The sequence below is a fragment of the Xylanibacter ruminicola Ga6B6 genome (genome assembly GCF_000687715.1).
Classification (GTDB): Bacteria; Bacteroidota; Bacteroidia; order Bacteroidales; family Bacteroidaceae; genus Prevotella; species Prevotella ruminicola_B.
Window position 1 is genome coordinate 126,747 of sequence record NZ_JHXD01000004.1, and the last position, 26,624, is coordinate 153,370.

The 26,624-nt window shown below is 48.7% G+C and carries 21 protein-coding genes and 1 pseudogene; 2 read left to right on the forward strand and 20 right to left on the reverse strand.

What is annotated here, in order from left to right; all coding sequences use genetic code 11:
- The first annotated feature begins 220 nt into the window (after positions 1 to 220).
- Positions 221 to 2,986 (forward strand): DNA methyltransferase, encoded by a 2,766-nt coding sequence (locus T500_RS0104510; RefSeq protein ID WP_028907117.1) that lies wholly within the window; start codon positions 221 to 223, stop codon positions 2,984 to 2,986.
- Positions 2,987 to 3,084: 98 nt separating this feature from the next.
- Here T500_RS0104510 and T500_RS0104515 read toward each other — a convergent pair whose 3' ends face one another.
- The 12 genes from T500_RS0104515 to T500_RS16845 form a co-directional block, all read right to left on the reverse strand.
- On the reverse strand, positions 3,085 to 4,164 hold the full coding sequence (locus tag T500_RS0104515) for a hypothetical protein (protein ID WP_028907118.1): 1,080 nt from the start codon (positions 4,162 to 4,164) through the stop codon (positions 3,085 to 3,087).
- A gap of 267 nt (positions 4,165 to 4,431) precedes the next feature.
- On the reverse strand, positions 4,432 to 4,830 hold the full coding sequence (locus tag T500_RS0104520) for a DUF86 domain-containing protein (RefSeq protein ID WP_028907119.1): 399 nt from the start codon (positions 4,828 to 4,830) through the stop codon (positions 4,432 to 4,434).
- Entirely contained in the window at positions 4,823 to 5,116 is a 294-nt protein-coding gene (locus T500_RS0104525; protein WP_028907120.1) for a nucleotidyltransferase family protein, read from the reverse strand. Before T500_RS0104525 ends, T500_RS0104520 begins: the two co-directional genes overlap by 8 nt.
- Before the next feature lie 196 nt (positions 5,117 to 5,312).
- A complete protein-coding gene (locus tag T500_RS0104530) occupies positions 5,313 to 5,594 on the reverse strand; it encodes a hypothetical protein (RefSeq protein ID WP_155267431.1) in 282 nt (93 codons plus the stop codon).
- A gap of 1 nt (position 5,595) precedes the next feature.
- Positions 5,596 to 6,552, reverse strand: coding sequence for a glycoside hydrolase family 43 protein (locus T500_RS0104535; protein ID WP_410543873.1), 957 nt, complete (start codon positions 6,550 to 6,552; stop codon positions 5,596 to 5,598).
- Between the two features lie 201 nt (positions 6,553 to 6,753).
- Positions 6,754 to 9,315: a glycosyl hydrolase 115 family protein gene (locus T500_RS15165; RefSeq protein ID WP_230580841.1), complete on the reverse strand. Its 2,562-nt coding sequence runs from the start codon at positions 9,313 to 9,315 to the stop codon at positions 6,754 to 6,756.
- Between the two features lie 95 nt (positions 9,316 to 9,410).
- Complete coding sequence (locus T500_RS0104545; RefSeq protein ID WP_028907123.1) at positions 9,411 to 11,360, reverse strand: RagB/SusD family nutrient uptake outer membrane protein; 1,950 nt, start codon at positions 11,358 to 11,360, stop codon at positions 9,411 to 9,413.
- Positions 11,361 to 11,399: 39 nt separating this feature from the next.
- Positions 11,400 to 14,447 (reverse strand): SusC/RagA family TonB-linked outer membrane protein, encoded by a 3,048-nt coding sequence (locus T500_RS0104550; RefSeq protein WP_410543874.1) that lies wholly within the window; start codon positions 14,445 to 14,447, stop codon positions 11,400 to 11,402.
- Between the two features lie 197 nt (positions 14,448 to 14,644).
- Positions 14,645 to 18,508 (reverse strand): two-component regulator propeller domain-containing protein, encoded by a 3,864-nt coding sequence (locus T500_RS0104555; RefSeq protein WP_028907125.1) that lies wholly within the window; start codon positions 18,506 to 18,508, stop codon positions 14,645 to 14,647.
- A 163-nt stretch (positions 18,509 to 18,671) separates the two neighbouring features.
- On the reverse strand, positions 18,672 to 19,067 hold the full coding sequence (locus T500_RS0104560) for a hypothetical protein (RefSeq protein ID WP_028907126.1): 396 nt from the start codon (positions 19,065 to 19,067) through the stop codon (positions 18,672 to 18,674).
- Between the two features lie 131 nt (positions 19,068 to 19,198).
- Positions 19,199 to 19,612 (reverse strand): DUF4890 domain-containing protein, encoded by a 414-nt coding sequence (locus T500_RS0104565; RefSeq protein WP_028907127.1) that lies wholly within the window; start codon positions 19,610 to 19,612, stop codon positions 19,199 to 19,201.
- A gap of 31 nt (positions 19,613 to 19,643) precedes the next feature.
- Positions 19,644 to 19,781, reverse strand: a complete 138-nt coding sequence (locus tag T500_RS16845; protein ID WP_155267432.1) for a hypothetical protein — start codon at positions 19,779 to 19,781, stop codon at positions 19,644 to 19,646.
- Between the two features lie 216 nt (positions 19,782 to 19,997).
- Here T500_RS16845 and T500_RS0104570 point away from each other — a divergent pair, with 216 nt between their 5' ends.
- On the forward strand, positions 19,998 to 21,392 hold the full coding sequence (locus T500_RS0104570; protein ID WP_230580842.1) for an ammonium transporter: 1,395 nt from the start codon (positions 19,998 to 20,000) through the stop codon (positions 21,390 to 21,392).
- Between the two features lies 1 nt (position 21,393).
- Here the strand turns inward: T500_RS0104570 and T500_RS17465 are convergent, their stop codons facing one another.
- From T500_RS17465 to folD, 8 genes and pseudogenes are all read right to left on the reverse strand, one after another.
- On the reverse strand, positions 21,394 to 22,011 hold the full coding sequence (locus T500_RS17465; protein WP_410543875.1) for an HD domain-containing protein: 618 nt from the start codon (positions 22,009 to 22,011) through the stop codon (positions 21,394 to 21,396).
- Positions 21,985 to 22,770 (reverse strand): annotated as a pseudogene (locus tag T500_RS17470) (inositol monophosphatase family protein); the annotation flags it as partial. The pseudogene T500_RS17470 and the gene T500_RS17465, both read right to left, overlap by 27 nt.
- Positions 22,771 to 23,316, reverse strand: a complete 546-nt coding sequence (locus T500_RS0104580) for a 2-oxoacid:acceptor oxidoreductase family protein (RefSeq protein ID WP_013063811.1) — start codon at positions 23,314 to 23,316, stop codon at positions 22,771 to 22,773. It lies immediately after the preceding pseudogene.
- Positions 23,317 to 23,393: 77 nt separating this feature from the next.
- The gene (locus tag T500_RS0104585) at positions 23,394 to 24,164 is read right to left on the reverse strand and encodes a thiamine pyrophosphate-dependent enzyme (protein WP_028907129.1); all 771 of its coding nucleotides are present in this window, start codon (positions 24,162 to 24,164) and stop codon (positions 23,394 to 23,396) included.
- A 33-nt stretch (positions 24,165 to 24,197) separates the two neighbouring features.
- On the reverse strand, positions 24,198 to 25,280 hold the full coding sequence (locus T500_RS0104590; protein ID WP_028907130.1) for a 3-methyl-2-oxobutanoate dehydrogenase subunit VorB: 1,083 nt from the start codon (positions 25,278 to 25,280) through the stop codon (positions 24,198 to 24,200).
- A 2-nt stretch (positions 25,281 to 25,282) separates the two neighbouring features.
- A complete protein-coding gene (locus tag T500_RS0104595) occupies positions 25,283 to 25,513 on the reverse strand; it encodes a ferredoxin family protein (protein WP_028907131.1) in 231 nt (76 codons plus the stop codon).
- A gap of 13 nt (positions 25,514 to 25,526) precedes the next feature.
- Entirely contained in the window at positions 25,527 to 25,706 is a 180-nt protein-coding gene (locus T500_RS0104600; protein ID WP_013065546.1) for a tetratricopeptide repeat protein, read from the reverse strand.
- A gap of 30 nt (positions 25,707 to 25,736) precedes the next feature.
- Positions 25,737 to 26,615, reverse strand: a complete 879-nt coding sequence (gene folD, locus T500_RS0104605) for a bifunctional methylenetetrahydrofolate dehydrogenase/methenyltetrahydrofolate cyclohydrolase FolD (RefSeq protein ID WP_028907132.1) — start codon at positions 26,613 to 26,615, stop codon at positions 25,737 to 25,739.
- Positions 26,616 to 26,624 lie beyond the last annotated feature (9 nt).

Genomic DNA, 26,624 nt, shown 5'->3' on the forward strand with positions numbered 1-26,624 from the left:
CTTGAAACCTAGGAAATTTCACTGATTGCGTAACCGATGATTAGTCACTGATGTCTGCGTCGTATGGCGTGGACATGACTTATCTGGTTACGCGGGCTTTCCTAGGGCCTCAAGATGTAGATAAGGCGGTTCACGCTTTTTCTATGTCTTGAGGCCCCATTAGTTTAGCCCGTTTAAATCCCGATAAGTCGGCAGTGCTATAAACCGAATGATAGCAACTATGACCGACAAACAACAGTCAGCCGCCGCTGCAGCCTTTGCTGAGCGGTGGAAAGGCAGAGGATACGAACGGGGTGAATCGCAGCCATTCTGGATTGACCTCCTGAGCAACGTGTATGGAATCGATACACCTACCAATGGTTTTATCACTTTCGAAGACCATCGGATGGTGGACAGCTCAAACTTTATCGATGGACGCATACCATCCACCAAGGTACTCATCGAGCAGAAATCGCTGGGTAAGGATCTGCGTAAAGGCATCCACCAAAGCGATGGTTCGCTGCTTAACCCATTCCAGCAGGCACGCCGCTATGTGGTGAGTCTGCCTGTATCCGAACATCCCCGATGGATTGTCACCTGCAACTTCTCAGAGTTTCTGGTTTACGATATGGAGCAGCCCAATGGCGAGCCCGAGCAGATACTGCTCGAAAATCTGGGCAAAGAGTATTACCGTCTGCAGTTTTTGGTAGATGCCAAGAATGAGCACCTGCGCAAGGAGATGGAAGTATCAATGCAGGCCGGCGAAATAGTGGGCCGCATCTACGAGGCACTGCTCAAACAGTATGACGACAATTCGCCCGAAGCCCTGCGCTGGCTGAACATCCTTTGCGTTCGCATCGTATTCTGCTTGTATGCCGAGGATGCAGGCATTTTCAGTCACGACCAATTCCACGATTTTCTGGTAACTTACGAGGCCAAGGACCTTCGCCGTGCACTGCGCGATTTGTTCGAGGTTCTAAATACCCCTAAAGAGCAACGCAGCAAATACCTGCAGGCAGAACTGGCAGCATTCCCTTACACCAATGGCGGACTGTTTGCCGAACCTATCGAGATACCACAGTTTACCGAAGAGCTGAAACAAACATTGCTACAGAATGCCAGCTTGGATTTCGACTGGAGCGAAATCTCCCCCACTATATTTGGTGCCGTTTTCGAGAGTACGCTAAATCCAGAAACGCGTCGCAGTGGTGGTATGCACTATACCTCGATAGAGAACATCCATAAGGTTATCGATCCGCTGTTCCTGAACGATCTGCGAACAGAACTCGACGAGATATTGGATGAGAAGGTTGAAAAGCAACGTGCTCGTAAACTCGATGCTTATCAAGAAAAGTTAGCATCGCTCACCTTCCTGGATCCAGCCTGCGGCTCAGGTAACTTCCTGACCGAAACCTACCTGAGTTTGCGCCGATTAGAGAACGAGGCTATCCGTTCTAAATACCACGACCAAACCATGATAGGTGCATTTATGAACCCCATCAAAGTGAGCATCCACCAATTTTTTGGTATCGAGATTAACGACTTTGCTGTAACCGTAGCCACAACAGCTTTATGGATCAGCGAGGCTCAGATGATGGCTGAAACAGAGAAAATAGTAACATTTGAGGATAATTTCCTGCCATTAAAAAGCTATTCAAATATCCACGAAGGCAACGCCCTCCGCACCGATTGGGAAACCGTAGTACCCAAATCCCACCTTACTTATATAATAGGCAACCCCCCGTTTGTGGGATATTCGCTGCAAAGTAAAGAGCAGAAAGACGATATTCTTAGTGTATTTGTTGACGTTGATGGCAAACCGTTTAAGACTGCTGGCAAGATCGACTATGTAGCAGGTTGGTATTACAAAGCAGCCCAACTGATGCAGCACACTAATATACGTGCTGCCCTGGTATCAACTAACAGTATTACACAAGGCGAGCAGGTGGCTGCTATTTGGAAGCCACTTAAAGAAATGTTTGGCGTTCACATCGATTTTGCTCATCGCACATTCCGTTGGGACAGCGAGGCTTCACTGAAAGCTCACGTGCACTGTGTAATAGTAGGCTTTAGCAATGTAAATGTTCCTAAGGTAATCTACGATAACGATAAGCAAAAGATTGCTGATAACATCAATGCTTATCTGATTGATGCACCTGATGTGTATTTGGAAAGTAAAACTAAACCCATGTGCAATGTTCCGCAGATGAGTAGTGGCGGCAAACCGGTAGAGGGTGGATTCTTAATCCTATCTCCTGATGAAAAGAACGCTCTTCTAACCAAAGAGCCACATATGGCGAAGTACATAAGACCCTTCACCAGTGGAGATGATTTTATCAACAAAAAAAACAGATATTGTATTTGGTTAGTTGGGGCGAATCCTACTGACTTGAAACATGCGCCAGAAACAATATCAAGAGTTGAAAAGGTGAAGGAGTTCCGTCTGGCAAGTGTAAAAGAGGCTACTCGTCGTTGTGCAGATACACCTACATTATTTATGGAAGTGAAAGAACCTAAGAGTAATTATTTACTGATACCTGCTACTTCATCTGAACAACGAAGGTATATCCCTATCGGTTATGTTGATAAGAGTGTCATCCCGAATAATGCGGTACAGTTCGTTCCAGATGCGACTCTATACCATTTCGGTATACTAACTTCTAATGTTCATATGGCATGGATGCGCGTTATCTGTGGCCGTCTAAAAAGCGACTATCGTTATTCAGCAAACATTGTCTACAACAACTTCCCCTGGCCTACTCCAACAGACGAACAAAAGGCAAAGATAGAGCAAACAGCTCAAGCCATTTTAGATGCAAGAGTCCTTTACCCCGACTCATCATTAGCCGACCTCTACGACGAACTAACCATGCCCGTAGAACTACGCAAAGCCCACCAAGAGAACGACCGCGCCGTTATGACCGCCTATGGTTTCCCCATCAAAACCATGACCGAAAGCCAGTGCGTCGCCGCCCTCTTCAAACTCTATCAGCAACTAACAAAATGAGCGACGAAGATAAAAACATGCTCCCCCTAAAGCGCATCTCGTTCTTAGGGAATAATGAATAATAAAGAAGCAGGGCAGTTAACTGCCCTGCTTTCTTGTTATTTTTTATCTTCATCGTGCAACCATTTCCATTCCCATTTTGCCATGCATTCGAAATCAGGCGAGAACTGGATGATATTGCCATCGCGAGAAACATAGCCTAAATCAATAGCCAATTGCAGATCTTTATCGGAACCACTATAGCTTTCCCATCTAGCTTTCTTAATAGCCATCACAAAGTCGTCGTAAAAACAACGACTTTTTCCTATCGTTTCCAAGCAACTCAATAGCATGTCAACAAGATCGCGATTTTCCTTAATTTCAATATACTTGCCATAAAGCTTTGCCAACTCTATTAGTTCGTCAACCTGAGACTGATAGTCGGCACACCTGTCTTTCAGCTTGATATTCTCAAATGTAATACCTACTTCCTTCCAACTATTAATCTGACGCCATATTTCGCCTAAAACAATTTTGGGAGATATCCTTTTTTCGTAACTATTCCAAATATTTACTCTCAAAGCAATATCTTTTCTAACCTCCAAATAATAACTTTTGCTATCATTATCGCCATAAGAATAATGGATATCGCCTTCAACTTCCTTCATCTTGCAGTTATCACCCAGGTTAACTTTTAATCCTGTCATCATTATTCTTTTAATAATGCTCTTCATTGTCAGATATCCATCAGAGCAGAACAAATCCATCCATCCAATCTTGACTAATTTGTCCTTCCCGATTGTGTCACCAACAAAGCCTAAGAATTCAGGGTCACTTTCCATAGGACCCATATCATCGGGTATATAGCAATGCTCATAGTCAAGCATATATTCACTCGGCATACGGTAAACAGTTTTACTCTCGAAACACATTTTACCCTCCTCGTTCACTTTTCCTGTTAGCATAGTACCAATCAACTGCGCTATAGTTGTAAACGGGCCTTCATAAACGAAAGCATAGACCGCATAGGGCTTTTCTGCGGGCACGTAGTGACTCTGATAATTTGCTCCCTGAACCGTAACTGGTTCTGAGTAATGATTGTGAATTTGATCCATAATTCGGTTTATTTTTAAAATAGTAACTTGTTTAATTGTAATTTTTGCGTGCAAAGATACTAATAGTTTTTTAAAACTCAGCATTATTTAAGAAAAAACATGTCCTAAAATAGGACTAGTTTTTTAGTCACCTACTTCTTTATTAAGAGTTCGCCCTTAAACGCGTCTAGTTTCTAGGGAATAATGTGCGGAACGGTGGCATGGCTGCAGTAATGCAGAGATGATGAGCAATTCGACCTTCTTGCGTCCCGCTGTTAGCAAGCCAGCATAGCTGGAGCGGCCGCTTGGTTTCATAAACATAGCGACCATCACTCAATCGAGGGATGGGCGTTTTCTATTTATTATTCAGGGCTATTTGTTGCCGGAAAAATTGTCTATTTCCTCTACATCAGCAATCATCCTGTCGATAACACTTTTCATCCTTGGCACGTCTTCCTGCACAGTGCGAAACACGACGTCGGTGTCAACTTCAAAATAATGATGAGCTATTTTGTCGCGCATCCGCATCACGCCACTCCAGTAGATTTCTGGATAACGGGACAACATCTCACCGTGCGTCTGCTTGTCAAGCCCCTTCACTGCCTCGCCCAGTGCAATCAAATTCATGCAGATGGCATCAAGGCGCATCATGCCTCCCGGCGATTTAAGAAGTTCATTGGGGTCGCTGACCACGGCTGAACGCTCCAGAATTGTTTCAATGGCCTTACTGATTTTTCGCAGGCTATCCATCACAATCTCGTGATCAAACATAGACAGCCTCCTTTCTGATGCGCTCACGGAGCAAACTGTTCATACCATCACGGATGCGGACCAAATCGACGCGACTGCCCAGCATACGCTCCAGTTCTGTCTGAATGAGGTCGAGCGTAAGCAGCGATGGAGCCTTGCCTTCATAGCACACATCAACATCGCTATCGTCGGTCTGTTCGCCACGAGCTACGGAACCAAAGATACCGATGCGCGTCAGTCCGTACTTGCTCTCTGCCGTCGGCTTATAGACACTCAGCAGATGTAAAATTTCGTTTTTTGTCTTCATCGCGTTTGTCGTTTTCTATAATGGACTGAATGATTTCAGTTCGACTCATATCTGCTGCAAAATTACGACTTTATTTTAAAACTTACAAGCATAAAGGCAAAAAAATAGGAAAAAATCCACGATGTGTGGTGATTGGCTCGGCCGCTAGGTTTTATAAGCATAACGACCATCACTTGTTTGAGTGGTGGTCGTTTATTTATCTTTGGCGTTTGGCTAGTTTCATGGCATCGGGGGTACCGAAAGTTCTACGGATAAGGGTTTCCCATACATACGGCTGAGCTGCCAACAAGATATCGTACTGCTGCCAACCCCAGATACCTACCTTACCAGATAAATACTGGATCGACTCTATATAGCTATCATCATCGATAAACGACTCTGTTACTATTTTCTTTTTCTGTCTGCAATGAATAACATAGCAGATATAAAACAATAAGAACGCAATTACTATTGTGCCTATTGAAAATATTGGTGACATATCAATCTGGATTTTTTACCACGAGCTTGTCGCCCGAGAGATCTACTTCGAAGAAATGGGGAATGCGGACGGTGCGACCTTGGGCATCTTTAGCATGACTATGAACCGACATCATCCACTGACCATCGAAACGCTGGAACAGCATACTGTGACCGTAAGTTGGAGGCGTGATGGGCTCGGGTTCCTGAATCCATGGACCATCAAGGGTGCCGCTGGCTGAATAGGCCACACCTTGGGTATAGACATCATACACCCACGAGGTCCATAACATACCAAGACGACCAGTACCGGTGCGGAATAGCCATGGACCATCGGTTACTTTATTCCACGTAATGTTGCCCTTATCATCTTTTTCGCGACTCCAGGGCGAATCGCTGGCACGGAACAACAACTTAGGATTACCTATGGTACCACTCAGGTCAGGCTTCAATTCAATCTTCTCGATGGTGCCGTTCCAATTCTGCAGCCACTCGCCACAGAACACCATATAGGGTTTGCCATCGGTATCGCGCCAAAACGTGCCATCGAGTGTAGGTCGATTGGCAGGTAGATAGGTGGCATCGCCAAAAGCACGATATGGTCCCATAGGCTTATCGGCACGCAGTACCTGACTGGCACGGCGCTCGATAACATTGCCACGAACGGTATCAATCTTTACATCCTGATTGGTAAACGTAGCAAAATAGTAATAATAGCCATCGCCTGTCTGGTGCAGTTCGGCAGCCCATATCATAGGATGAGCACCCATCCATGAGTTGGCATCGAACTCGGTAACGCGAAATGGTCCCTCCCACAGTTTTAAATCTGCACTACGCCACATCATACCGCCAGTACCCGTCATGTAGTACATCTTTGTTTTCTGATCGGCCAGGATGGCTGGATCGCTCAAACGGATGGAGTCGGTTGGTATATTACTACGAACCTTAAAGGCTCGCGGTTGTGCCTGTGCCATAGTCATGCACATCAAAGCGACAATACTGAGAAATACTCTTTTCATACAATCAATGAATTTTGCCGCAAAATTACAACTTTATCTTGAAACAGACAAACAACTATAATAAAATGAAGGAAAAACAGCACTCTTTTTACAACAAAAATAAAGAGTATCTTACCTCACGGCAAAATACTCTCTCCATTAAATAACTAACAAACCTAACGTTTAGTTAGGATTTTTTTCGGGTGAGCCAAAATAGCTGTAGCACGAATCGTCGGGATTCACGATCAAACGCTCTATCACTAGCTCTGGATCAACCATGATCAACTTGAATATATGTTTTCCCTTGCTGGCGACTTTAAACGTAACATCCAGCCAACGGATATTATCAAACACTTCGTTGCGGCGCAGCTTGCGATAACCATTCAAAGCCATGGTGCCTGGTGCTGGCAGGGGCTTTAGTTTCGAGGAGCGTGCCAGATTATCGGGCGTGTACTCCAGGAAGGTGTCAACCAGTCCGCGACGTGCATCCAGCACCTGGATACTATCGTTGTCCAACTGTACTGCCAGGCGCAGACCGCGTTCGGGGTTTACATCCTGTGTGGGCAGAATGCCAATAGCCACCTTCAGCAAACCGGTTTTATCGACATCGATATCATATTCTAACCGGGCGCCACTTCCTACTGGTGCCGAGGCGGCCGTTACTTTGCTGGCACCCATGCAGCCCTCTTTCCGGCCCAGATCGGGCAGCAATCTCCATGTCACTCCATCGGCAGCCGTGATACGACTGTAGTGGATGGCTTCGATGGCATACTCATCCGAAACAGTTGGTGGTGTTACTACCGATGGCTGGGCATCATCGGCTGACACATAGGTGAAGTGTGGCAACTCGTTGCTTTGAGGCATGAACCACTCGCGATAGCCCATGTGCTTATCCTGCATCATGCCCTGCCATTTGCCACCAGCCAACTGATGATTATAATAGGCTGTGAGCAGCGAATCTTTCTCATACAATTGTTTGGCGCGATCGGCATAGGCATTGGCCCTCATATCGCCTCGCTGGGCATAATAGCTGTTCATGGTGGCACAGTTATAAATCTCGGCCACACCTGCCGATGCCACTGCCGGATAATACACCAGCTGATAGTAAGCATCCTGCATCTCAGCAGGCACACGCAGGCGCAAGGCTTCGGCCTGCTCGGCCAACTGTCGCCACATCAGTGTGACACGCTCTGCCTCGTTCCAATGATCGGCACTGAAGATGCCCGGCACCTGTACCTCGGCCTTACGCCACAGGTTATACTTGGGATATTTCACCAGGATATCGGTGACTTCCTCGGCCAGGTCGTCGCCAAAAATCGAGGCTGCCCACTGGTGCACATAGCCACGCTCGTCGCCAGGCTGCACAGCATCAGGATTCCAGGCATAGTGCATGATGAAATCGATGGGCAGTTCCTTGGGTTTCAGATCGCCCACGTTGATGATCCAGATGCGATCTAATCCCGACTGGTAAGCCAGATTCAACTGCTCGCGGAGCTTAGGGATGGGCGAGGTGTTTACCCAGCGGTCGTTCCATGGTCCACCATTCATGTCGATATGATAGTAGAGTCCCATGCCGCCTTTGCGCTGACGTTCGGTTGCGGGACCCGTACGGCGCACGTAGCCCCAGTTGTTGTCGCAGAATAGCAGGGTGACATCATCGGGCACGTTGAATCCGGCATCATAGTAACGCTGCACTTCGGTGAAGATTGCCCACAACTGCGGCACAGCATCCTGACGGCCGTAGATATCCTTGATAATTCGTCGCTGACCGTCGATCACCTTGCCCAGCGTCTTAATATTATCGGCATCGTCGCCCTTACCCATAGCCACGTCGCCATCGCCACGCATACCAATGGTTACCAGGTTTTCGTAGGCTTTATTGCGCTCCATACCATCACGGAAAAACTGATCCAGGCGCTGCTTGTTGACCGCATAGTCCCAGGGGCCTACTTCCTTTCTGCGCGAGGTGTATTCCTTGTGGGCGCGCATCATCGGCTCATGGTGCGAGGTACCCATCACGATACCGTATTCGTCGGCCAGGGACGGGTTCAGAGGATCGTCTTCGTTAAACATCGAGTTCCACATGGCTGGCCACAGATAGTTGGCCTTCAAGCGCAGTAACAGCTCGAACATGCGGGTATATACCTTGGAGTTCTGACCGCCAAACTTATTGGTGGTCCACTCGCCAAACGATGGCCACTCGTCGTTAATAAAAATGCCGCGGTACTTCACCTTTGGCGAGGGCTGCACTACCCTGCCCTGCTGATAAATCAAACTGCTGCGATGCTGCACGGGCACATCTGCCCACCAATACCAAGGCGACACACCAATCTGGCGACTGATTTCATAGATGCCATAGATTGTGCCGCGCTTATCGCTACCGGCTATCACCAGACTGCCATCCACCACATCAATCAGATATGACTCCCACTGGCCGCGAACCTGACTCACGTCGATTTTATGCTTGGCAATCAGCCCATTGATGGCACGGCTCTTGCCAATGGTGCCCACGATGATGGCTTTGCGACTGTTGCTGCCAGACTTGATGACTTCGGCTGGAGTGCCTGTCACCTTACGGATGTCGTCGGCCAGATCGGAAGCAGCACGAACCACGCCTTTCCAATCACGACCATCGATGATGATGGGCGACACCACACCATGATCGGCAATAGTGAATGCCTCATGCTGGGCGGAAGATATCATGCATACGCATACAAAAAAGAAAAATAAATAGATTCTTTTCATAAACTTAAGTTTCTAATCAAGAAAAAAGTGCATCCTATCTCACGACAGGATGCACGCTGCCAAATTATTTACTAACCAACTATCACAAATATCTACTAATTTCTGTATGCGGGATTCTGGTAATTCAACTTCTCATCCTCGCTCATTTCCATGCCATCAAGCTGACCTTGTGGGATAGGACGGATGTAGTAACCTGCAGGAATATCACGCTTAACGGTCTGCAAATCCTTGTCGGTATAACCTGCTCCTGCGATGCGATAGGTGCTGGCGCGCTCGGCCCACTTCTGAGTACGAACGAGATCGAACCAACGGTATCCCTCGCCCCAGAACTCACGGCTACGCTCGTCGAGGATAAAGTCGATATCAATAACAGCGGGTGTAGCAGCTACCATTTCAGCGCTCTTATCAACAGATACGGCTACATTGTCGTTCTGACTGAAAGTCTGCTTACCGGCACGGGCACGGAGCACGTTGACCAGTGTCTTAGCCTCGGTCTGTTTGCCAAGTTTCACAGCTGCCTCGGCACCGATGAGATAGAACTCAGAGAACTTGGCAACATTCCAAGGACGTGGGCTACCACCGTTAACCTTTGAACCCAGACCACCATCATTGTCGGTACGATAGATACCAATCTTCCAGTTGATAGGGTACTTCTTACGGCTGATGTGATTGACTGCCACTACGAAGTCGGCACGTCCAGGCATCTCACCGAAGCCGAGCTTACCATCGGCACCAGTGTAGTTGATGTTGGCATCCTCGCTCTCAGGAACCCAGCTGAAGTAAACTTCATCGGGACCTACCTGCATACCATTAGCACCAAACACGTAAGGCTCGGCATTGCCTGTCTTATGCCAGTTGGTGTGATAGCGCAGCGTGAAAGTTGCGTCGTAGCGAGAGTCGATAGCCTTAACAGCATCTTCCCAAACACCACCTTCCATGAAGTTGTCGGCGATAGGAGCCATACGAGTCCAAGGACGACCGAGTGCCTGAACAGCCTCACGCTGAATGGGGTTGATAGTGTTACCCGAAGCAGCTTTAGCAATCATCTCGGTATAGTTCCAGGTCTCCATCCAGTAAGCGAAGTTCTCAGGAGAACCACCGCTACCCCATCCGTAGCCTGAACCGCCGTTACCAAACTTCTCGTCCTCATCATGATCGGCATAGAGCATGATCTCAGAGTTACGGTCGTTGGTAGCCACGTTTACATCGTAGAATGTAGGCTGCAGCGCGTATGGGCCAGGATTGTTGATGGCAGCCATCGCTGTGTCGTAAGCCTTCTGGAAGTAGCTGTTAGCCTGACTGGCATCACGGCTGCACTCTGGGAAGGTAGGAATGTTGTTAGGATTCTCCAACCACCAACCATAGGTGAGATAAGCCTTTGAGAGATACAGGCGAGCCAGATTCTTGGTAGCAGTGCCTGTGAGACGTGGGTTCTCGGGCAGATCGTTAACAGCCTTCTCAAGGTCGGCGAAGATAGCTGCATAAACCTCAGGCACAGTATTGCGTACAGAGGTACGGATGGTAGAAGTATTAAACTTCAGTTCGCCGGCACCCAGATCGAGGGGCACACCACCATAGGTCTGAACCAGGATAAAATAGTCGAAAGCACGGAAGAAATAAGCCTCGGCCAGCAGTGCCTCGTCGATGCCGGCAGCAGCGCCGTTCTCGATAATACCACTACAGGTATTGATATTGGCAAACAGTGTGCCCCATGCGCCACCAGCCACTGTGCTGTTGGGTGTCACCGAGCCCACCCCCGAGAGGTCGGCATCCTTAAAGTTTCCATCAGCACTCTGTGCATAGGTATATTCATCGGTACCAGTTTCCAAACTGTTCAGATAATAACCGTTGCCATAGAAATAGCGCAGGTGAGCATAAAGCGAGGTAAGACCTCCCTCGATACCAGCCTTCGTATTGAAGAAGGTGGGGTCGAACTGCGTGCGAGGCTGCTCGTCGAGCACGTTATTGCAGGATGTCATGGTTGTAGAAAGACCACAGCATACGAGCCCCGCAGCAAGAATATATTTGATACTTTTAGTTTTCATAACTCTTAAATTTCTTAATTCTTAATTCTTAACTCTTAATTAGAATGTTACGTTAAGGCCGAAGATGAAGTTGCGGGTAGAAGGTGTGTTATAACCCACGATTGGCATCTTGTGCTTACCGGTATAACCATCTACAGCCACAGCCGTATTCTGGTTGGCCCATGAGTTGGTTTCGGGATCCAGACCGCTCTCGTTGTTGAATGGCGAGAAGAATACGAATGGGTTCTGAACGGTAGCGTAGAGGCGCAGACGGCTGATACCGAGATCTTTCACAGCCTTCAGCTTGTCGAAGTTGTAGCCCAGTGTTATGGCGCGGATCTTCAGATAGCCGGCATCAAAATAACCGAGTGTAGAACCATACTTAGGATTATCACCATTCTGGATGCCACCGGGTTTGGGATACTTGGCGCCGGTGTTCTCCTCGGTCCAGTAGTCCACATTCATGTTGTTCACACGACTGGTGAGCTGGTTCAGATAACCGCTTGATGAGTGGAGGGCACTGATGAGTTTGCCGCCTACCTGGAATGCACCTATCACATTCAGGTCAAAGCCTTTGTAACCCACGGTGGTGTTGAAACCTCCCATCAGTTTGGGCTCCATGCTGATAATCTGACGGTCCTCAGGACCAATCTGGCGACTTGGGGTGACACCGTCTTCCTTGAAGTCGCCCTTTGAGGCATCGCCACGATACTTCACCTTGATCATACCTACGTTGCCACCTGGCTCAAGGATATCCAGATAGGGATCGTCCCTCTGCCACAAGCCTACATACTCGTAGTCGTAGATCACGTCGATAGGATGGCCCACGAACCAGCGGTTGGCTTCATCGGCATCGCGACCCGACTCCAGAGCCACCAGTTTGTTGCGGTTGGCATAGAGGTTGATGCCGGCATCCCAGCTCCAGCCATTCTTATTGTCGATGATGATACCATTCAGTGTGAACTCCCAACCCTTATTCTCGGTCTTACCGATGTTGCCAGTGAAGCTGCTTACACCTGATGTTGAAGGCAGCGACACATCGAGCAGGATATCATTGGTTTTCTGGGTATAGTACTCAAACGATCCTGACAGGCGACCATTGAAGAACGAGAAGTCGAGACCGAAGTTCCAGGTCTTAGAGAACTCCCATCCCAGGTCGGGGTTAGGCAGAGAGTTTACATAGTAACCAGCCTTATAGGTGGTGCCGAAATTGTAGTTGCGCACAGCCAGTCCGCCCAGTGTAGAATATGGGTTGATGCTCTGGTTAGAGGTCTCACCATAACCCACGCGCAGCTTCAGGTTGTCTATCCAAGAGAGATTCTCCATAAACTGCTCGCGAGCGATATTCCAACCAGCACTTACGGCAGGATATGTGTGCCACTGATGACCCTTGGCCAGGCGCGATGAAGCATCCGAACGGAGGGCAGCAGAAATCATATACTTATTATCATATGAATACATCACACGTCCCATCCAAGAGATCAGTCCGCTCTGCCAGTAGTTGTAACCGGTGAGGTTGGCCTGACCCACGGCCTTGTCGAGTGCATAGTACTGGAAGTAATCGGCTGGGATATCCTGTGCGTTGGCACCAGTTGATTCGTAAGTAGTTTGTTCAGCCGAATACATAGCCACCACATTCAGGTTGTGTTTCTCGGCAAAGGTGCGGTCGTAAGTCAGGATATTCTCTACAGCCCAGTTGCGCATCTGATCTTCAGAAATCCAGCCGCCGTTCACAGCCTTAGGATCCTTGTTGTTGACACCTGTACCGGTAAAGCCGCCACCTTTCGAGCTACGGAAGTTAAGACCTACGTTTACACGATAGCTCAGGCCCTCAACCCATGGGCACTTTACCTCGGCAAACAAGGTGTTGTATGAACCGATACCCTTGTTCTCGCTCAGCCATACATTCTTGTCGCGCTCCACGGTCTCGCGGGTCACCACGGCCTTATCATCGGCAGGCATGGCAATGTAGCGCTTGATGTTGCCGTCGGCATCGTAAGGACTGGCCAGCGGACTCATCGTGAGCACCGCATGCATATCGTTCACACCCTGGGTTTTACGATAGCTGTTGTTGGTGGTCAATCCAAAGCGGAAGTACTTACCTACTTTCTGATCGAAGTTGCCACGCACATTCAGGCGATCATAACCCTCGGTGGGCACTACCGACTCGTCGTGATAGTAACCGGCACCGAAACTGTAGCTACCACCATTGGTACCACCGGCCACGCTCACATCATGGTTGTGACTGATACCGGTCTTATAATACAGGTCCTGCCAGTCGGTGTTGTTGCTGTCGCTCTCGTCGAGCGAGTTCTGGTACTTACCTACATACTGGCGGAACTTGCTATAGGTAGGACCGTCCATCATGGGATACTTCTTAAAGATTTTCTTAAAGCTCACATAACCATTGTACGACACTTTGGCGGGGGTGCCCTGTGCGCCCTTGGCGGTGGTGATAATGATCACACCGTTGGCTCCACGCGAACCGTAGATGGCGGTGGCCGAGGCATCCTTCAGGATATCCATCGATTTGATGTCGGCAGGGTTGATATCCGACAACTGACCCATGAAGGGGATTCCATCCAGCACGATCAGCGGGTCGTTGCTGGCTGAGAGAGAGCGCTGACCGCGGATACGGATCTGCATCTCTTGTCCCGGCTTGGTGGAGGTCTGAGTCATCAGCACACCAGCCACACGGCCCTGCAGTGCCTGGGCGGCATTGGTAGCGGCAATCTGATTCAACTTCTCGCCACCGATGTTGGCCACCGAACCGGTTACAGCTTCGCGGCGCTGGGTACCGTAACCGATCACCACCACCTCGTTGACTACATGACCATCCTCTTTCAAGGTGACAGCCATGTTGCTGCCAGCCTTGATCTCCTGGGGCACATATCCCACATAGGAAATAACGAGCGTGGCGCCGGGTTTTACACTCAGAGAAAATCTACCATCGAAATCGGTAACGGTACCATTATTAGTACCTTTCTCCATTACTGTGGCACCAATCAAAGGACCCTGTGAGTCGGATACCTGACCGGTTGCCTGCTTGTTTTGCTGAACGGAAGCTACTGCTGTGGTAGCTGCCGAAACCTGCTGTGCGCTGGTCATGCCAAGCATGCACATGCCCACGATGTACGTGGTTCTTCTTAGGAAAGCAGTTTTCATTTCAATTAATAAGTTTTGTAAGTGAATAAAAAAAACTGCTGCAAAGATACAATGATTACTAAAAAAGAGTTTTTGTGTTTAACCCATTTGCTTTTCTGTTTGACACGCAGTGCCAAATCATACAAATAACAAACAAAAGATTACTTTTGCTGCGCCACATACTCGGATGGCGACACCCCGAAATGCTTGCGGAACACCGTTGAGAAGTGGGCCAGATTGCTGAAGCCAACCGAATAGGCCACCTGCGAGACATTCAACTTCTGTTCGTGCAACATACGGGCGGCCTGCTCCAGGCGCAGGTTGCGCACAAACTCCTTCACGTTCAGGCCGGTGATATCCTTCATCTTGCGCTGCAGATGGGTACGACTGAGGCCTACCTCGGTAGCCAGCTGCTCGGCCGTAAAGTCGCTATCATCCATGTGCTTGTTCACGGCTTGCATCACGCGCTCCATCAGCGCTTCGTCGTTGCTCTTCACCTGTTTCTCCTCTATCTTATCCTTCTGTTGCTGGGCGCCGGTGAATTTGCCCTTCAGGCGGAGCACATTGCTGATCAGACTGTTGATGACCACGTGCAACTCATGGATATTGAAAGGTTTGGCCATAAAGGCATCGGCACCTCCCTCCAAGCCTTCCAAACGGTTGGCTACATCGGCTTTCGACGTGAGCATAATCACGGGTATATGATTAACGACCGGATTCTTTTTGATCATACGCAGCAGCGTGAAACCGTCCATCTCGGGCATCATCACATCGCTAACCACCAGATCGTAAGGCGCATTGAGCAGCGTCTTCATAGCATCACGCCCATTATAGCAGGTGTCCACATGATAATACTTGGCCAGTTCGCGCACAATGAAACTGCATAGCTCAGCATCATCGTCAACAAACAGAATACGATAGTGATTGGCAGGTCGGATGGTGCTGCAGGCAGGCTTTTCTGCCACTTCGGTTATCATCTCTTGCTGCTGAAGATGGGCATGGCCCTTAGGCAAACGCACCACAAAACGGCTGCCATGCTCATCGGCCCCCGTGCTTACATCGATGCTGCCATGGTGCATATCCACAATCATCTTACACAGGTTGAGCCCAATGCCCGTGCCAGCCAGATGAACCTCGCCAGAGGGATGACTCTGGTAGAAGCGGTCGAAGATATGCTTGCGGTCTTCGGGCCTGATTCCTATGCCGTCATCCTCAACCGTCAATGAGATATGGCCGTCGGCAGTGTCGCTCAAACCAAGTGTGATATGCCCGCCATCAAAGGTATATTTGAAAGCGTTGGACAGCAGATTACTGATCACCTTGTCGAACTGGGCATGGTCTATCCATGCCATCAGGCGCTGGTCGGGATGCTTGAACTCGTAAGTAATATGGCGCTCGTTGGCATTGTATTTATACATATTAAACACGCCCTCGGCAAAAGCCACCATATCGGTATGCTGGCACTGCAGTTGCATCTGCTGCTTGTCGATCTTACGCATATCCAGAATCTGGTTCACCAGGTTCAGAATACGCTGGGTATTGCGTTCTATCAGTCCCAGTTCTTCGGCATCCTGAGCAGTCGGATGGCGCTGTTTCAGTTTCTCGAGTGGTGCCATGATAAGCGTGAGTGGCGAACGGATGTCGTGAGTGGCATTAATCAGGAATTTCATCTTCTCATCGTCCATCTGCCTGCGCTTTTCACGTATATAAATATAAATAAGGTAAAACAGGATGGCCAGTGCTATAAAGAGATAGCACACGATGGCCCAAGCCGAACGATACCAGGGAGTTAGCACGACAACGGTAAACATACTAACCGGCGAGTAAACACCATTGACGTTGGCCCTGACACAGATACGATACGTGCCCGAAGCAAGGTGATTGAAACTGATGGTATTATTACCTGCATCAAGCGCCGTCCAGTCGGCTGCGTTGTTCACGTTATACTCATAAATGGTATTATCGGCATGGATAAAATCCAGCAACGAGAACTCCATCGTAAAGGAGTTAGTCTGGTAAGGTATCTCAAAATACGCCAGCTGATGGGTTGGGTAATGATAATCGGTTGTTACCAGCGCCGTAAGCACTACCTGACCACATGACTGGTTGGGCATTAACACACGGTCGGGCTTGAAGGTGGTGACACCATCGGCTGTGCCAAAATAGATGCTGTTGTCATCTGTATGCAGACCGGCCCCCACCACATACTCGCGGTTGCTCAGTCCGTTGCCTCGCACATAACTGGTCCATTGGGCATTTCGGTTGTCGTAGTAACAGATGCCCATAGAGGTGCTGCACCAGATGCCACCACTACGGTCGCACACCATATAACTGATGATGCGGTTGCGCAGCAGTTCTGAATGAGCCAGCTCCTCTACCCTGTTGCTCTGGTTGCGATACACAAACAGTCCCTGACCGGTGCCTATCAGGATGTCGCCCTCGTGGGTTTCGCAAAGAGAGTAGCACATGGTGTCGTTAAGAATATGCGACCAACCAAGCGAGTTGAAGCTGCCTGTAGCAGGCTCAAAGCACGAAACGCCGGTAGAAGTGGCCAGCCATACGCGCCCTTTACTGTCGGGCAATATGGCTTGTATCCAGTTGTTGCACAACTCACCTTTCTTACTATTCTTCTGATAGGAGTTGTAGTTAACCAGCCGGCCTGTAGCTACATCATAGATACAGAATCCACGCGAAAAAGTAGAGATGTATATCTTGCCTTTGCCATCATCGGCAAGCACATTAAACTTATCGCAGTCATACTCGGCCACCTGCTTATAGGCGCCCGTCAAGGGGTCATAGCTATAGAGCGCCTTGTCAGTGCCCACCCAGTAGCGTCCCTGCGCATCGCGGTGTATCGACTCGATGGGCATGGGCGCTTTAGGCTGCTGAACCAACTTGCCCTGCAGGTTAAAGCCATATATACCATTTTCTTGTACCGAGCACCAAATCAGTCCGTTATCGCCCTGACAGATGGCTGTGACAGGGGCACCTATGGCGTGCGACGCTGGCGAGATCTGCCAACTGGAAAATGGTAACGCACGTTGCGGCAGCATGAGCAAACCGCGCTGCTGGCAACCTATCCAGAGATTGTCTTGACGGTCTTTAAAGATGCTCCACACTTTCGAGGTGTTCAAGCCGGTTTCGGGGGTGTCGGTTTCAATCCTGGTCATGCGGTTGGTGCCTTTCTTCATGCAGAACAAACCGCTACCACGGGTGCCGATATACAAATCGCCTGTCTTATCCTTATAAATAGTTCGGAAAACCAGGCCCGATGTAGTGCCACTGTCCATCTCGTAATCCATCGGCTGCAGTTGGCCGTTCTGATAACAAAGAATACCGTGCATACAGAGTATCAGCACCTTACCGCCGGACTCGGCAAAACCCATAGGGGTTCCTAAAACCGACACATACTTCTGTACGGAGGCATGACTATGCAGTTTTTTTACCGATAGGCCTTGACTGGCATCACATTTCCAAAGTCGGCCCATGCTATCCTCAAACAGGTTAGAATAAAACTCGTCGTCATCGGCTGTAGTAAACCCCTTTTCACGCGTCAAGGTAAGGGTATGCTTGTCGGCTTTATACAGGCCATAGCCTGCTGTGCCAACCATCAACTCGCCACTGGTGAGGCGCAGTATCTTGGTGACGCGGGGTTTCAAACCATCAGGGAATCTGAAATGCAAGAAATTACGCGCTGATGGGTTATACAAATCAAGTCCTTTACCTGTGCCTATCCAAACCTCGCCCGTTGGCTCGCAGAAAACGGTAGATACCAGATTATTGGCGATACTGCCAGGGTCGGCAGGATTATTCAGGAAACTCACAAAATGATAACCATCATATCTGTTAAGTCCATATTCGGTTCCTACCCAGATATAACCCTCGGCATCCTGACAAACCGAGGCTGCCGAAATGGTAGTACTCGACAATTGTTCGGCCGTAAAGATACGCCATGCCACACTCTGCTCTGGTTGCAGCCAGAACAGAATCAATAGAACAATCATCGAAAACCTTACACGCTTCATTAGTTATTTATTTGGGTGCAAAGTTACAATAAAAAACTTAATTGACCTTTTCTATTTGACACATTTTCTTTCAATTTTAACACACACAAAGTAGCATCAATCATAAAAATAAAGGAAAATAGTTGCAACTTTAAGATAGAGTTCGTATTAAAATACATTAAGATTATTTCTTCTTGGTTTTTCTTTTGGGGGTGAAGAGCTCGGAGATGATGTTAAGGGTGGTGTCGAGAAGGACATCACCAAAGGAGTAATCTTCATACCACTCCTGGCGTTCTTCCTGGTCTTCAAAAAGACCTTTCTGGTCGGGTACCCATACAACGCCGGGGATTTTGAAGGCATTGGGATTGGCTTTAAGATGGCCATAGCGATTAACAAGCAACGACTGTTGATGCTCGGATTCGATACGCAGCAAATGATACGGATCGTACTTCGCCTGCAACTCCACCATCACAGAGTCGACATGATGCATCTCGGCTGTTAAGCTCTGTGCCAAGCCTGCAACAGGAGTCACCAACAATAGCGCTATTAAAGATGTAAAGAATCCTTTTGCTGATATCATACACTTATATTTTGAGGGCAAATGTACAATTTTGTTTTGGAATATCAAAAGAATGGAAACAAAAAATCAAACAATGGTGCAAAAAAACGACCGCTACCCTCATCAGGTGGCGGCCGTTTCGCTGTTTTTATTTATTTGTTATCCTTCATTTCAGGGCGCTTGCCGTGTGGTGGCTGCATCTTCTGGTAAGACTTATACTGCTCGTCGGTAAGAATCTGCTTCAGCTTCTTCTCGTATTCCTGACGCTTAGCCATATGCTTACTGTCGGGTTTCTTTGGCATAGCCTTGTTGCCATCCATCTTGGGTGGTTCTGGTCTGCTGCCATCAGCCATCTTAGGTGGCTTTGGTGGCATCAGAATATCCTGGTACTCCTTGTTCAGCGCAGCCACTTTGCTTTTCTGTGTATCGTTCAGCTTCAGCTTACTGGTCATCTGGGTTGTCATCTCCTGATGCGTCATCTTCTTAGGTGCCTTTCGGTCCGATGGCTGAGCCATCGCTGTAGTCATCGACAGGAGAGCTACCATCATTACAATAATCTTCTTCATTGTTTCTAAGTTTTTATAATTGTTATTACTATCAATAATTGTCGATGTTTGTATTTCGACGCTGCAAAGATAGTAATATACTCAATACCAGCCAAATAATTTCAGCCAACCCGTATTTTTCTTCAGCAAGCACTTGCTTGTCGGTGCTGGTGTTCAGAGCTACCGTCATGCCGTTATCTTTTTAGGATTCATTAGGTACTGGTTACAAATCGTAACAAAATGTAGGGGTTATAATTATAATTTATTTCAAAAGTACACGTTTTAAAGCGTATTATATTACAGATTGTTAGTTTGAAAGAGTTTTTATAATCAAACTGAAAGATTTATGCTTGTATCATTTTGAATGTTTGTACCTTTGCGGGCGGAAATTTCAAACAACATAAATATGATGAAGGTAAAAAAACGTTGGATTATCCTGATGACAGCAATGACACTGATTGCTGCCATGGGTGTGTTTGTGGGCGAACCCACATTTGAGTGCGACTGGCGTGTGATATCGGCAGCTGATGTAGCGTGGATTATTACTGCTACCATCTTTGTGTTGATGATGACGCCAGGACTCTCGTTCTTTTATGGTGGTATGGTAGGCGCTAAGAATGTGATTTCTACCATGCTGCAGTCGTTTATTGCCATGGGACTGATTTCGGTGCTGTGGGTAGTAGTAGGTTTCTCGCTGTGTTTTGGCGACGACATCGGTGGTATTATCGGTAACCCGCTCACGTTCCTGATGTTCCAGGGTGTAGGTGGCGAGGTTTATACCACACCTGCAGGTAATATATTAGGTGGCGCTACCATTCCTTTGGCACTGTTTGCACTGTTCCAGATGAAGTTTGCCATCATCACCCCATCGCTGATTACGGGATCGTTTGCCGAGCGTGTACGCTTTTCGGCCTACATGTTCTTTATGATGTTCTTTTTCTTCGTCATCTACTGTCCGCTGGCACACATGACGTGGCATCCCGAGGGACTGTTTATGCGCTGGGGCGTGGTTGACTTTGCCGGTGGTATCGTGGTACACGCATCGAGTGGTGTTGCCGCACTGGCAGGTGCTATCTTCTTAGGTCGCCGCAAGGCTGAGACACGTAAGAGCGAGCCAGCCAACATCCCCTTTGTGCTGCTGGGTGCTGCCATGTTGTGGCTGGGATGGTTCGGCTTTAACGCAGGATCGTCGCTCCATGCTGATGGTATAGCTGTAAAGGCATTTCTGAATACCAACACCGCATCGGCCACTGCGATGATGACCTGGATTTTCTTCGACTGTCTGCGCGGTCGTAAGCCATCGGCCATGGGCGCTGCCGTGGGTTGTGTAGTTGGTTTGGTAGCCATCACACCATCGGCCGGTTATGTAACCGTAGGACAGAGCATCTTTATTGCATTTGTTATCACACTGATTTGTAATATTGCCGTGTACTGGCGCTCACGTACCAGCATCGACGATGCACTCGATGTATTCCCAACACACGGAACCGGTGGTATCTTTGGTACAGTGCTGACGGGTATTTTTATTCAAGAGGGTCTGATTGCCGGTACCTGGGAAGGTTTCGTCATCTTCCTGTATCACCTGCTAGCCATTGTCATAGTTTTTGTTTATACATTTATTATGAGTTGGTTGGGCTACAAGTTGATTGATCATCTGATTCCTATGCGTGTATCAGCCTACAGTGAGAAGGTAGGACTCGACTTCTCGCAGCACGACGAGCACTACGGACTAGCCCACATTGGTGAACGTGAGTTAGCCGAGTACGAAGAGCATATTCGTGAGAAATACAAAGCCCAGTAAATCAGGCGTATCTAGAAAATACCTGATCTACCAGAGCTGCGAATTCTTGGAAAGCATCGGTGTCGCTGAGCGACGAAAGACTTTTTACCAATTGGCGATAATACCAGGCGTGGCACGCTGGATCTTTCTGATTAAAGCGCTGCCATACCTGCTCGCCCTGCTCATGATAATGAAGGAGCATGGCACGCATGTTTGACAGTTTATCGCCAAGCGCCACAATCTTAACATCGCGACTAGCTGCTGCGATATGATCGATAGCAGCCTGTTTGCGTATCTGCCAGCTGTCGATATGACTCATGCCGGGCACCTCGCTGTCGGTCTCGGAATCAACCAGAGCAGCTACACGAGGGCCGAACTCGGTACGGATATCGGCCACATTTACACCGGCATCCTCAACCACATCGTGCAGTACGGCTGCTGCCAACAATTCCTGATCGTCGGTAATAGAACCCACGATAGCCATAGCCTCGAGGGGATGCGCAATGTAAGGGATTTTAGTACCCTTACGAACGACGCCTGAATGGGCCTTAGTGGCAAAACAGATAGCACGATCAACCAGACTGGAATCGATGGTCTGCTTTTTCTTATCGTGAGGTTTCTCGTTGGTAAGGTGCGACAACAAATCGTGCTGGATGATACCATTGGTAGCCACCACACTATTGCCCTGGGTAAAGTCGGCCTCGCCATCGTAATTGGTAACGGTGCCGCCTGCCTCTTTTACTATCAACGCACCAGCCATGAAATCCCACTGACCGATGTACTGCTCGGCATAACCGTCGTATCGGCCTGCAGCCACATAGCACAATGCCATGGCAGCCGAACCGCACATGCGGATGCTACCTACATGACCGTAAAGCTCATCGATTAAGCGCTTGATAACCGGCTTATAAGCATCGCTGTTATAAGGCAGTTGCAAGCAGAGTAAAGCATCGTTGATTTTCTGTGTACTTACGTGTAGCAGTTGGCCGTCCCTATAGGCGCCCCCACCCTGCCAGGCGTAAAAACACTCGTCGTGACAAACCTCGTAAACCACACCTAACAATACCTCGCTACCTTGTAGCAGGGCTATGCTAACGGCGTAAGGTGCATACTGATGAATAAAGTTGGTGGTACCATCAAGCGGATCGACCACCCATAAAAGCTGCTCCTGATCGTGACCAGCCAAACCTTCCTCGGTAATAAAACCTGCCTCGGGCAGTAACTGGCGCAATGCGGTTACAATCAGTTGCTCGGAGCCCTTGTCGACATACGACACGTAATCGTGCGCATGCTTGCGCTCCACGCTCTCTAGCGAGAACTTGCTTCGTTCGTTCCTAATATAAGCGCCCGCCTGCCTAGCAATCTGGCAGACGGCGCTTGTTAATTGTTTTAACTCCATTTATTTGATTTCCTGGATAATCTTAGCACCCTCTTTCAGGGCTTCCATATTCAGAGGAATCAGTCCGTGGTGGCGCTCAGGCAGAGTTTTGTAGAGAGCCTTCTCTACACCCTTGTCGCTTACCACAGGGGCTACCTTTAAGAGTCCACCCAAAACAATCATGTTGAACACCTTACCGTTCTTCATCTCGGCTGCCTTGTCCATCGCATTGATCTCGTATACGGTGATATCCTTACGGGTTGGCTTGTTGATGATACCGAAGCCATCGTAAATCAGAATGCCACCGGGCTTGATTTTGGGCTCAAACTTCTCGAGTGAGGGCTGATTAAGTACCACAGCGATGTCGTACTTGCTGAGGATAGGCGAAGAGATGCGCTCGTCACTAACGATCACAGTAACGTTGGCTGTACCACCACGCTGCTCAGGACCGTAAGCAGGCATCCATGTTACCTCCTTATCCTCCATCAGTCCACTATAGGCCAGAATCTTACCCATAGAGAGCACGCCCTGACCTCCGAAACCTGAAATAATTATTTCTTTCTTCATAAAACTACGTTTTATGCATCATCGGCTGCACCTCAGCAAAGAGTAAACTCTCTGCATTCGGTTTGCACGATAATTCATTATTTATTTGTCGTATCTTTTAAGTCACCTTTGGGATAGAAGGGGAACATATTCTCCTTCATCCATTCGTTAGCCTTAGCGGGCGAAAGCTTCCAACCGCTGTTACAGGTTGAAACAAACTCTACCAGCGATGAACCCTTACCAGCCATCGAAGCCTCGAAAGCCTTACGCAGAGCCTTCTTAGCCTTGTTGATAGAGGCCACGCTCTCTACACTCTGACGGGTAACATAGCAGGTACCCTCGAGCTGAGCAGCGATATCGGCCATCTTCAATGGATAACCGTGAATCTCAGGATCACGACCGTAAGGACAGGTAGAGGTTTTCTGACCAATCAGTGTGGTTGGAGCCATCTGACCACCCGTCATACCATAAATGGCATTGTTAACGAAGATAATCACGATGTTCTCGCCACGGTTCAGTGCGTGGATGGTTTCGCAGGTACCGATACAAGCCAGGTCGCCATCGCCCTGATAGGTGAATACCAGGCGATCGGGCCAGGTGCGCTTGATACCTGTGGCCAGTGCGGGTGCACGACCATGGGCAGCCTCCTGCCAGTCGATATCAATATAATTATAGGCGAAGACAGCGCAACCTACAGGTGATACACCTACGGTCTTGTCTTCCATACCCATCTCTTCGATGACTTCGGCAATGAGCTTATGTACTACACCGTGGCTACAGCCTGGGCAGTAGTGCATATTGTTGTCGTTCATCAGCGTCGGCTTCTTGCAGACGATGTTCTCTGGTTGAACTATTTGATTTCTATCCATATTTCTCTAGTATTTCTAGTACTTCAAGTACTTCTAGATTAATTTCTTTAACGCTTCAACAATCTCTTCCGGATCGGGAACGATACCTCCCAGACGACCGAACTGCTCTACGGGCACTGCGCCGTTGGCAGCCAGGCGAACATCCTGTACCATCTGACCAGCATTGATCTCGGCTACCAGGATACCCTTTACCTTCTTTGAAAGCTCGGCAATCTGCTTCTCGGGGAATGGGAACAGTGTGATAGGACGGAACAGACCTACCTTGATACCCTGCTCGCGGGCAATCTCTACGCTCTTCTCTGCAATACGGGCGGCACTACCGAATGCTACGATAGCATACTCGGCATCGTCCAGCTGCTGCTGCTCAAAGCGTACCTCGTTCTCCTGAATCTTGCGATACTTCTCCTGCAGAGCCAGGTTGCGCTGCTCCATAATCTCAGGCTTGAGTTCGAGTGATGTAATCACCACACGCTCGCGGTTCTTTGGCTTACCTGTTGAAGCCCAAGGACACTCCTTAATCACCTCCTCGTCGGTACGACGGGGCTTGAATGGAGGCAGAACTACCTTCTCCATCATCTGACCGATAACACCATCGCTCAGAATCATGGCAGGGTTACGATACTTGAATGCCAGCTCGAAAGCCAGATCTACGAAATCGGCCATCTCCTGAACTGACGATGGAGCCAGTACGATAACCTTGTAGTCGCCATTACCACCACCACGGGTAGCCTGGAAATAGTCGCCCTGCGATGGCTGGATGGTACCCAGACCGGGACCTCCACGCTGAACATTGACAAACACACCCGGCACCTCGGCACCAGCCATGTAAGTGATTCCCTCCTGCATCAGTGCGATACCAGGAGACGAAGATGAGGTCATGGCACGCTTACCGGCACCGGCAGCACCATAAACCATGTAGATACTGGCCAGCTCGCTCTCGGCCTGAACTACCTGCATACCGGTAGTCTCCCAAGGCTTCAGCTCAGCCAATGTCTCGATCACTTCACTCTGCGGAGTAATAGGATAGCCGAAATAGCCGTCGCATCCGCATCGAATAGCAGCGTGGGCAATAGCCTCGTTGCCTTTCATCAATACAACTTCTTTCTCTTTTTCCATAATTACTCCTCCACTTTTTTACGATACACGGTGATACAACCATCGGGGCAGACGATGCCACACGAAGCACAGCCTACGCAGGCCTCTTCGTTGACAGCCTCCACGTAGGGGTAGCCGTGCAGATTAACTTTGTTGGCAAGGGCGATAACCTTCTGAGGGCAAGCAACGATGCAGAGGCTGCATCCCTTACACCTCTCGGTATTCACCTCAATAGCGCCTTTCATTTTTGCCATATTCAGTATTTGTTTATGGATTATACATATCTTTACAATAGAAAGCCATGATGTCGTCGAGCATACGCTTGGCCTCCACAGCGGGACTCTCAGGGTCGAGCTCAATAGCCTGGATATAGCTGTTGATAGCCTCGTGCCACTGACCGCGCTTGCGGGCCTCATTGCCTTGTTCGTAATACTCTTGTGCCGTCATAATTGTCAATTATCAACTATCAATTGTCAATTATTTATAGTACTCTTTTTTACCTGCGGCTAAGGTATTCTTCATGAGCGAACAGATGGTCATGGGACCTACGCCACCAGGAACAGGTGTAATATACGAGCACTTATGTGCAACCTCGTCGAACTTCACGTCGCCATTCAGACGGAATCCGCTCTTACGGGTAGCATCGGGTACGCGGGTGGTACCTACATCCACAATCACAGCACCCTCTTTTACCATGTCGGCGGTAACAAAGTCGGGCTGACCGATGGCAGCGATAATAATATCGGCGGCACGGCACTCCTCCTTCAGGGTTTTAGAACGCGAGTGGCATACGGTAACGGTAGCGTCGCCATACTGCTTCTGCATCATCAGCTGAGCCATTGGCTTACCTACGATGTTTGAACGACCCAGGATGACACACTTCTTACCGCTGGTTTCGATACCATAGCGCTTAAGCAGAGTGATGATACCAAGGGGTGTGGCCGAGATGAAGCAAGGCAGACCGATAGCCATACGACCCACGTTAATGGGGTGGAAACCGTCGACATCCTTACGGTAGTCGATTGCCTCGATAATCTTCTGCTCATCGATATGCTTTGGCAAGGGCAACTGTACGATGAAACCATCTACATCGTCGTCCTTGTTGAGCTTGTCGACGCAACATAAAAGCTCATCCTCCGAGATATTATCCTCGAAACGGATGAGCGTACTCTTAAAGCCACAAGCCTCGCAGGCCAGCACCTTATTTTTTACATAAGTCTCCGATCCCCCATCGTGACCCACCAAGACGGCGGCCAGATGGGGTTGTTTGCCTCCTTGGGCAACAATCTCTTTTACCTCCTCAGCGATTTCGGCCTTGATAGCCGCCGCTGTTGCTTTTCCATCAATCAGTTGCATATGTGTTGT

Coding starts and splice junctions, on each gene's coding strand:
- T500_RS0104525 (WP_028907120.1), bottom strand. CDS start 5,116: ATGAAGACAAAAAACGAAATTTTACATCTGCTGAGTGTCTATAAGCCG.
- T500_RS0104530 (WP_155267431.1), bottom strand. CDS start 5,594: ATGTCACCAATATTTTCAATAGGCACAATAGTAATTGCGTTCTTATTG.
- T500_RS16845 (WP_155267432.1), bottom strand. CDS start 19,781: ATGACGGTAGCTCTGAACACCAGCACCGACAAGCAAGTGCTTGCTGAA.
- T500_RS0104600 (WP_013065546.1), bottom strand. CDS start 25,706: ATGACGGCACAAGAGTATTACGAACAAGGCAATGAGGCCCGCAAGCGC.
- T500_RS0104515 (WP_028907118.1), bottom strand. CDS start 4,164: ATGCTGAGTTTTAAAAAACTATTAGTATCTTTGCACGCAAAAATTACA.
- T500_RS0104520 (WP_028907119.1), bottom strand. CDS start 4,830: ATGTTTGATCACGAGATTGTGATGGATAGCCTGCGAAAAATCAGTAAG.
- T500_RS0104535 (WP_410543873.1), bottom strand. CDS start 6,552: ATGACTATGGCACAGGCACAACCGCGAGCCTTTAAGGTTCGTAGTAAT.
- T500_RS0104590 (WP_028907130.1), bottom strand. CDS start 25,280: ATGGAAAAAGAGAAAGAAGTTGTATTGATGAAAGGCAACGAGGCTATT.
- T500_RS0104570 (WP_230580842.1), top strand. CDS start 19,998: ATGATGAAGGTAAAAAAACGTTGGATTATCCTGATGACAGCAATGACA.
- folD (WP_028907132.1), bottom strand. CDS start 26,615: ATGCAACTGATTGATGGAAAAGCAACAGCGGCGGCTATCAAGGCCGAA.
- T500_RS15165 (WP_230580841.1), bottom strand. CDS start 9,315: ATGAAAAGAATCTATTTATTTTTCTTTTTTGTATGCGTATGCATGATA.
- T500_RS0104580 (WP_013063811.1), bottom strand. CDS start 23,316: ATGAAGAAAGAAATAATTATTTCAGGTTTCGGAGGTCAGGGCGTGCTC.
- T500_RS0104555 (WP_028907125.1), bottom strand. CDS start 18,508: ATGAAGCGTGTAAGGTTTTCGATGATTGTTCTATTGATTCTGTTCTGG.
- T500_RS0104595 (WP_028907131.1), bottom strand. CDS start 25,513: ATGGCAAAAATGAAAGGCGCTATTGAGGTGAATACCGAGAGGTGTAAG.
- T500_RS0104550 (WP_410543874.1), bottom strand. CDS start 14,447: ATGACCAGCGCACAGCAGGTTTCGGCAGCTACCACAGCAGTAGCTTCC.
- T500_RS0104565 (WP_028907127.1), bottom strand. CDS start 19,612: ATGAAGAAGATTATTGTAATGATGGTAGCTCTCCTGTCGATGACTACA.
- T500_RS0104585 (WP_028907129.1), bottom strand. CDS start 24,164: ATGGATAGAAATCAAATAGTTCAACCAGAGAACATCGTCTGCAAGAAG.
- T500_RS0104545 (WP_028907123.1), bottom strand. CDS start 11,360: ATGAAAACTAAAAGTATCAAATATATTCTTGCTGCGGGGCTCGTATGC.
- T500_RS0104560 (WP_028907126.1), bottom strand. CDS start 19,067: ATGATATCAGCAAAAGGATTCTTTACATCTTTAATAGCGCTATTGTTG.
- T500_RS0104510 (WP_028907117.1), top strand. CDS start 221: ATGACCGACAAACAACAGTCAGCCGCCGCTGCAGCCTTTGCTGAGCGG.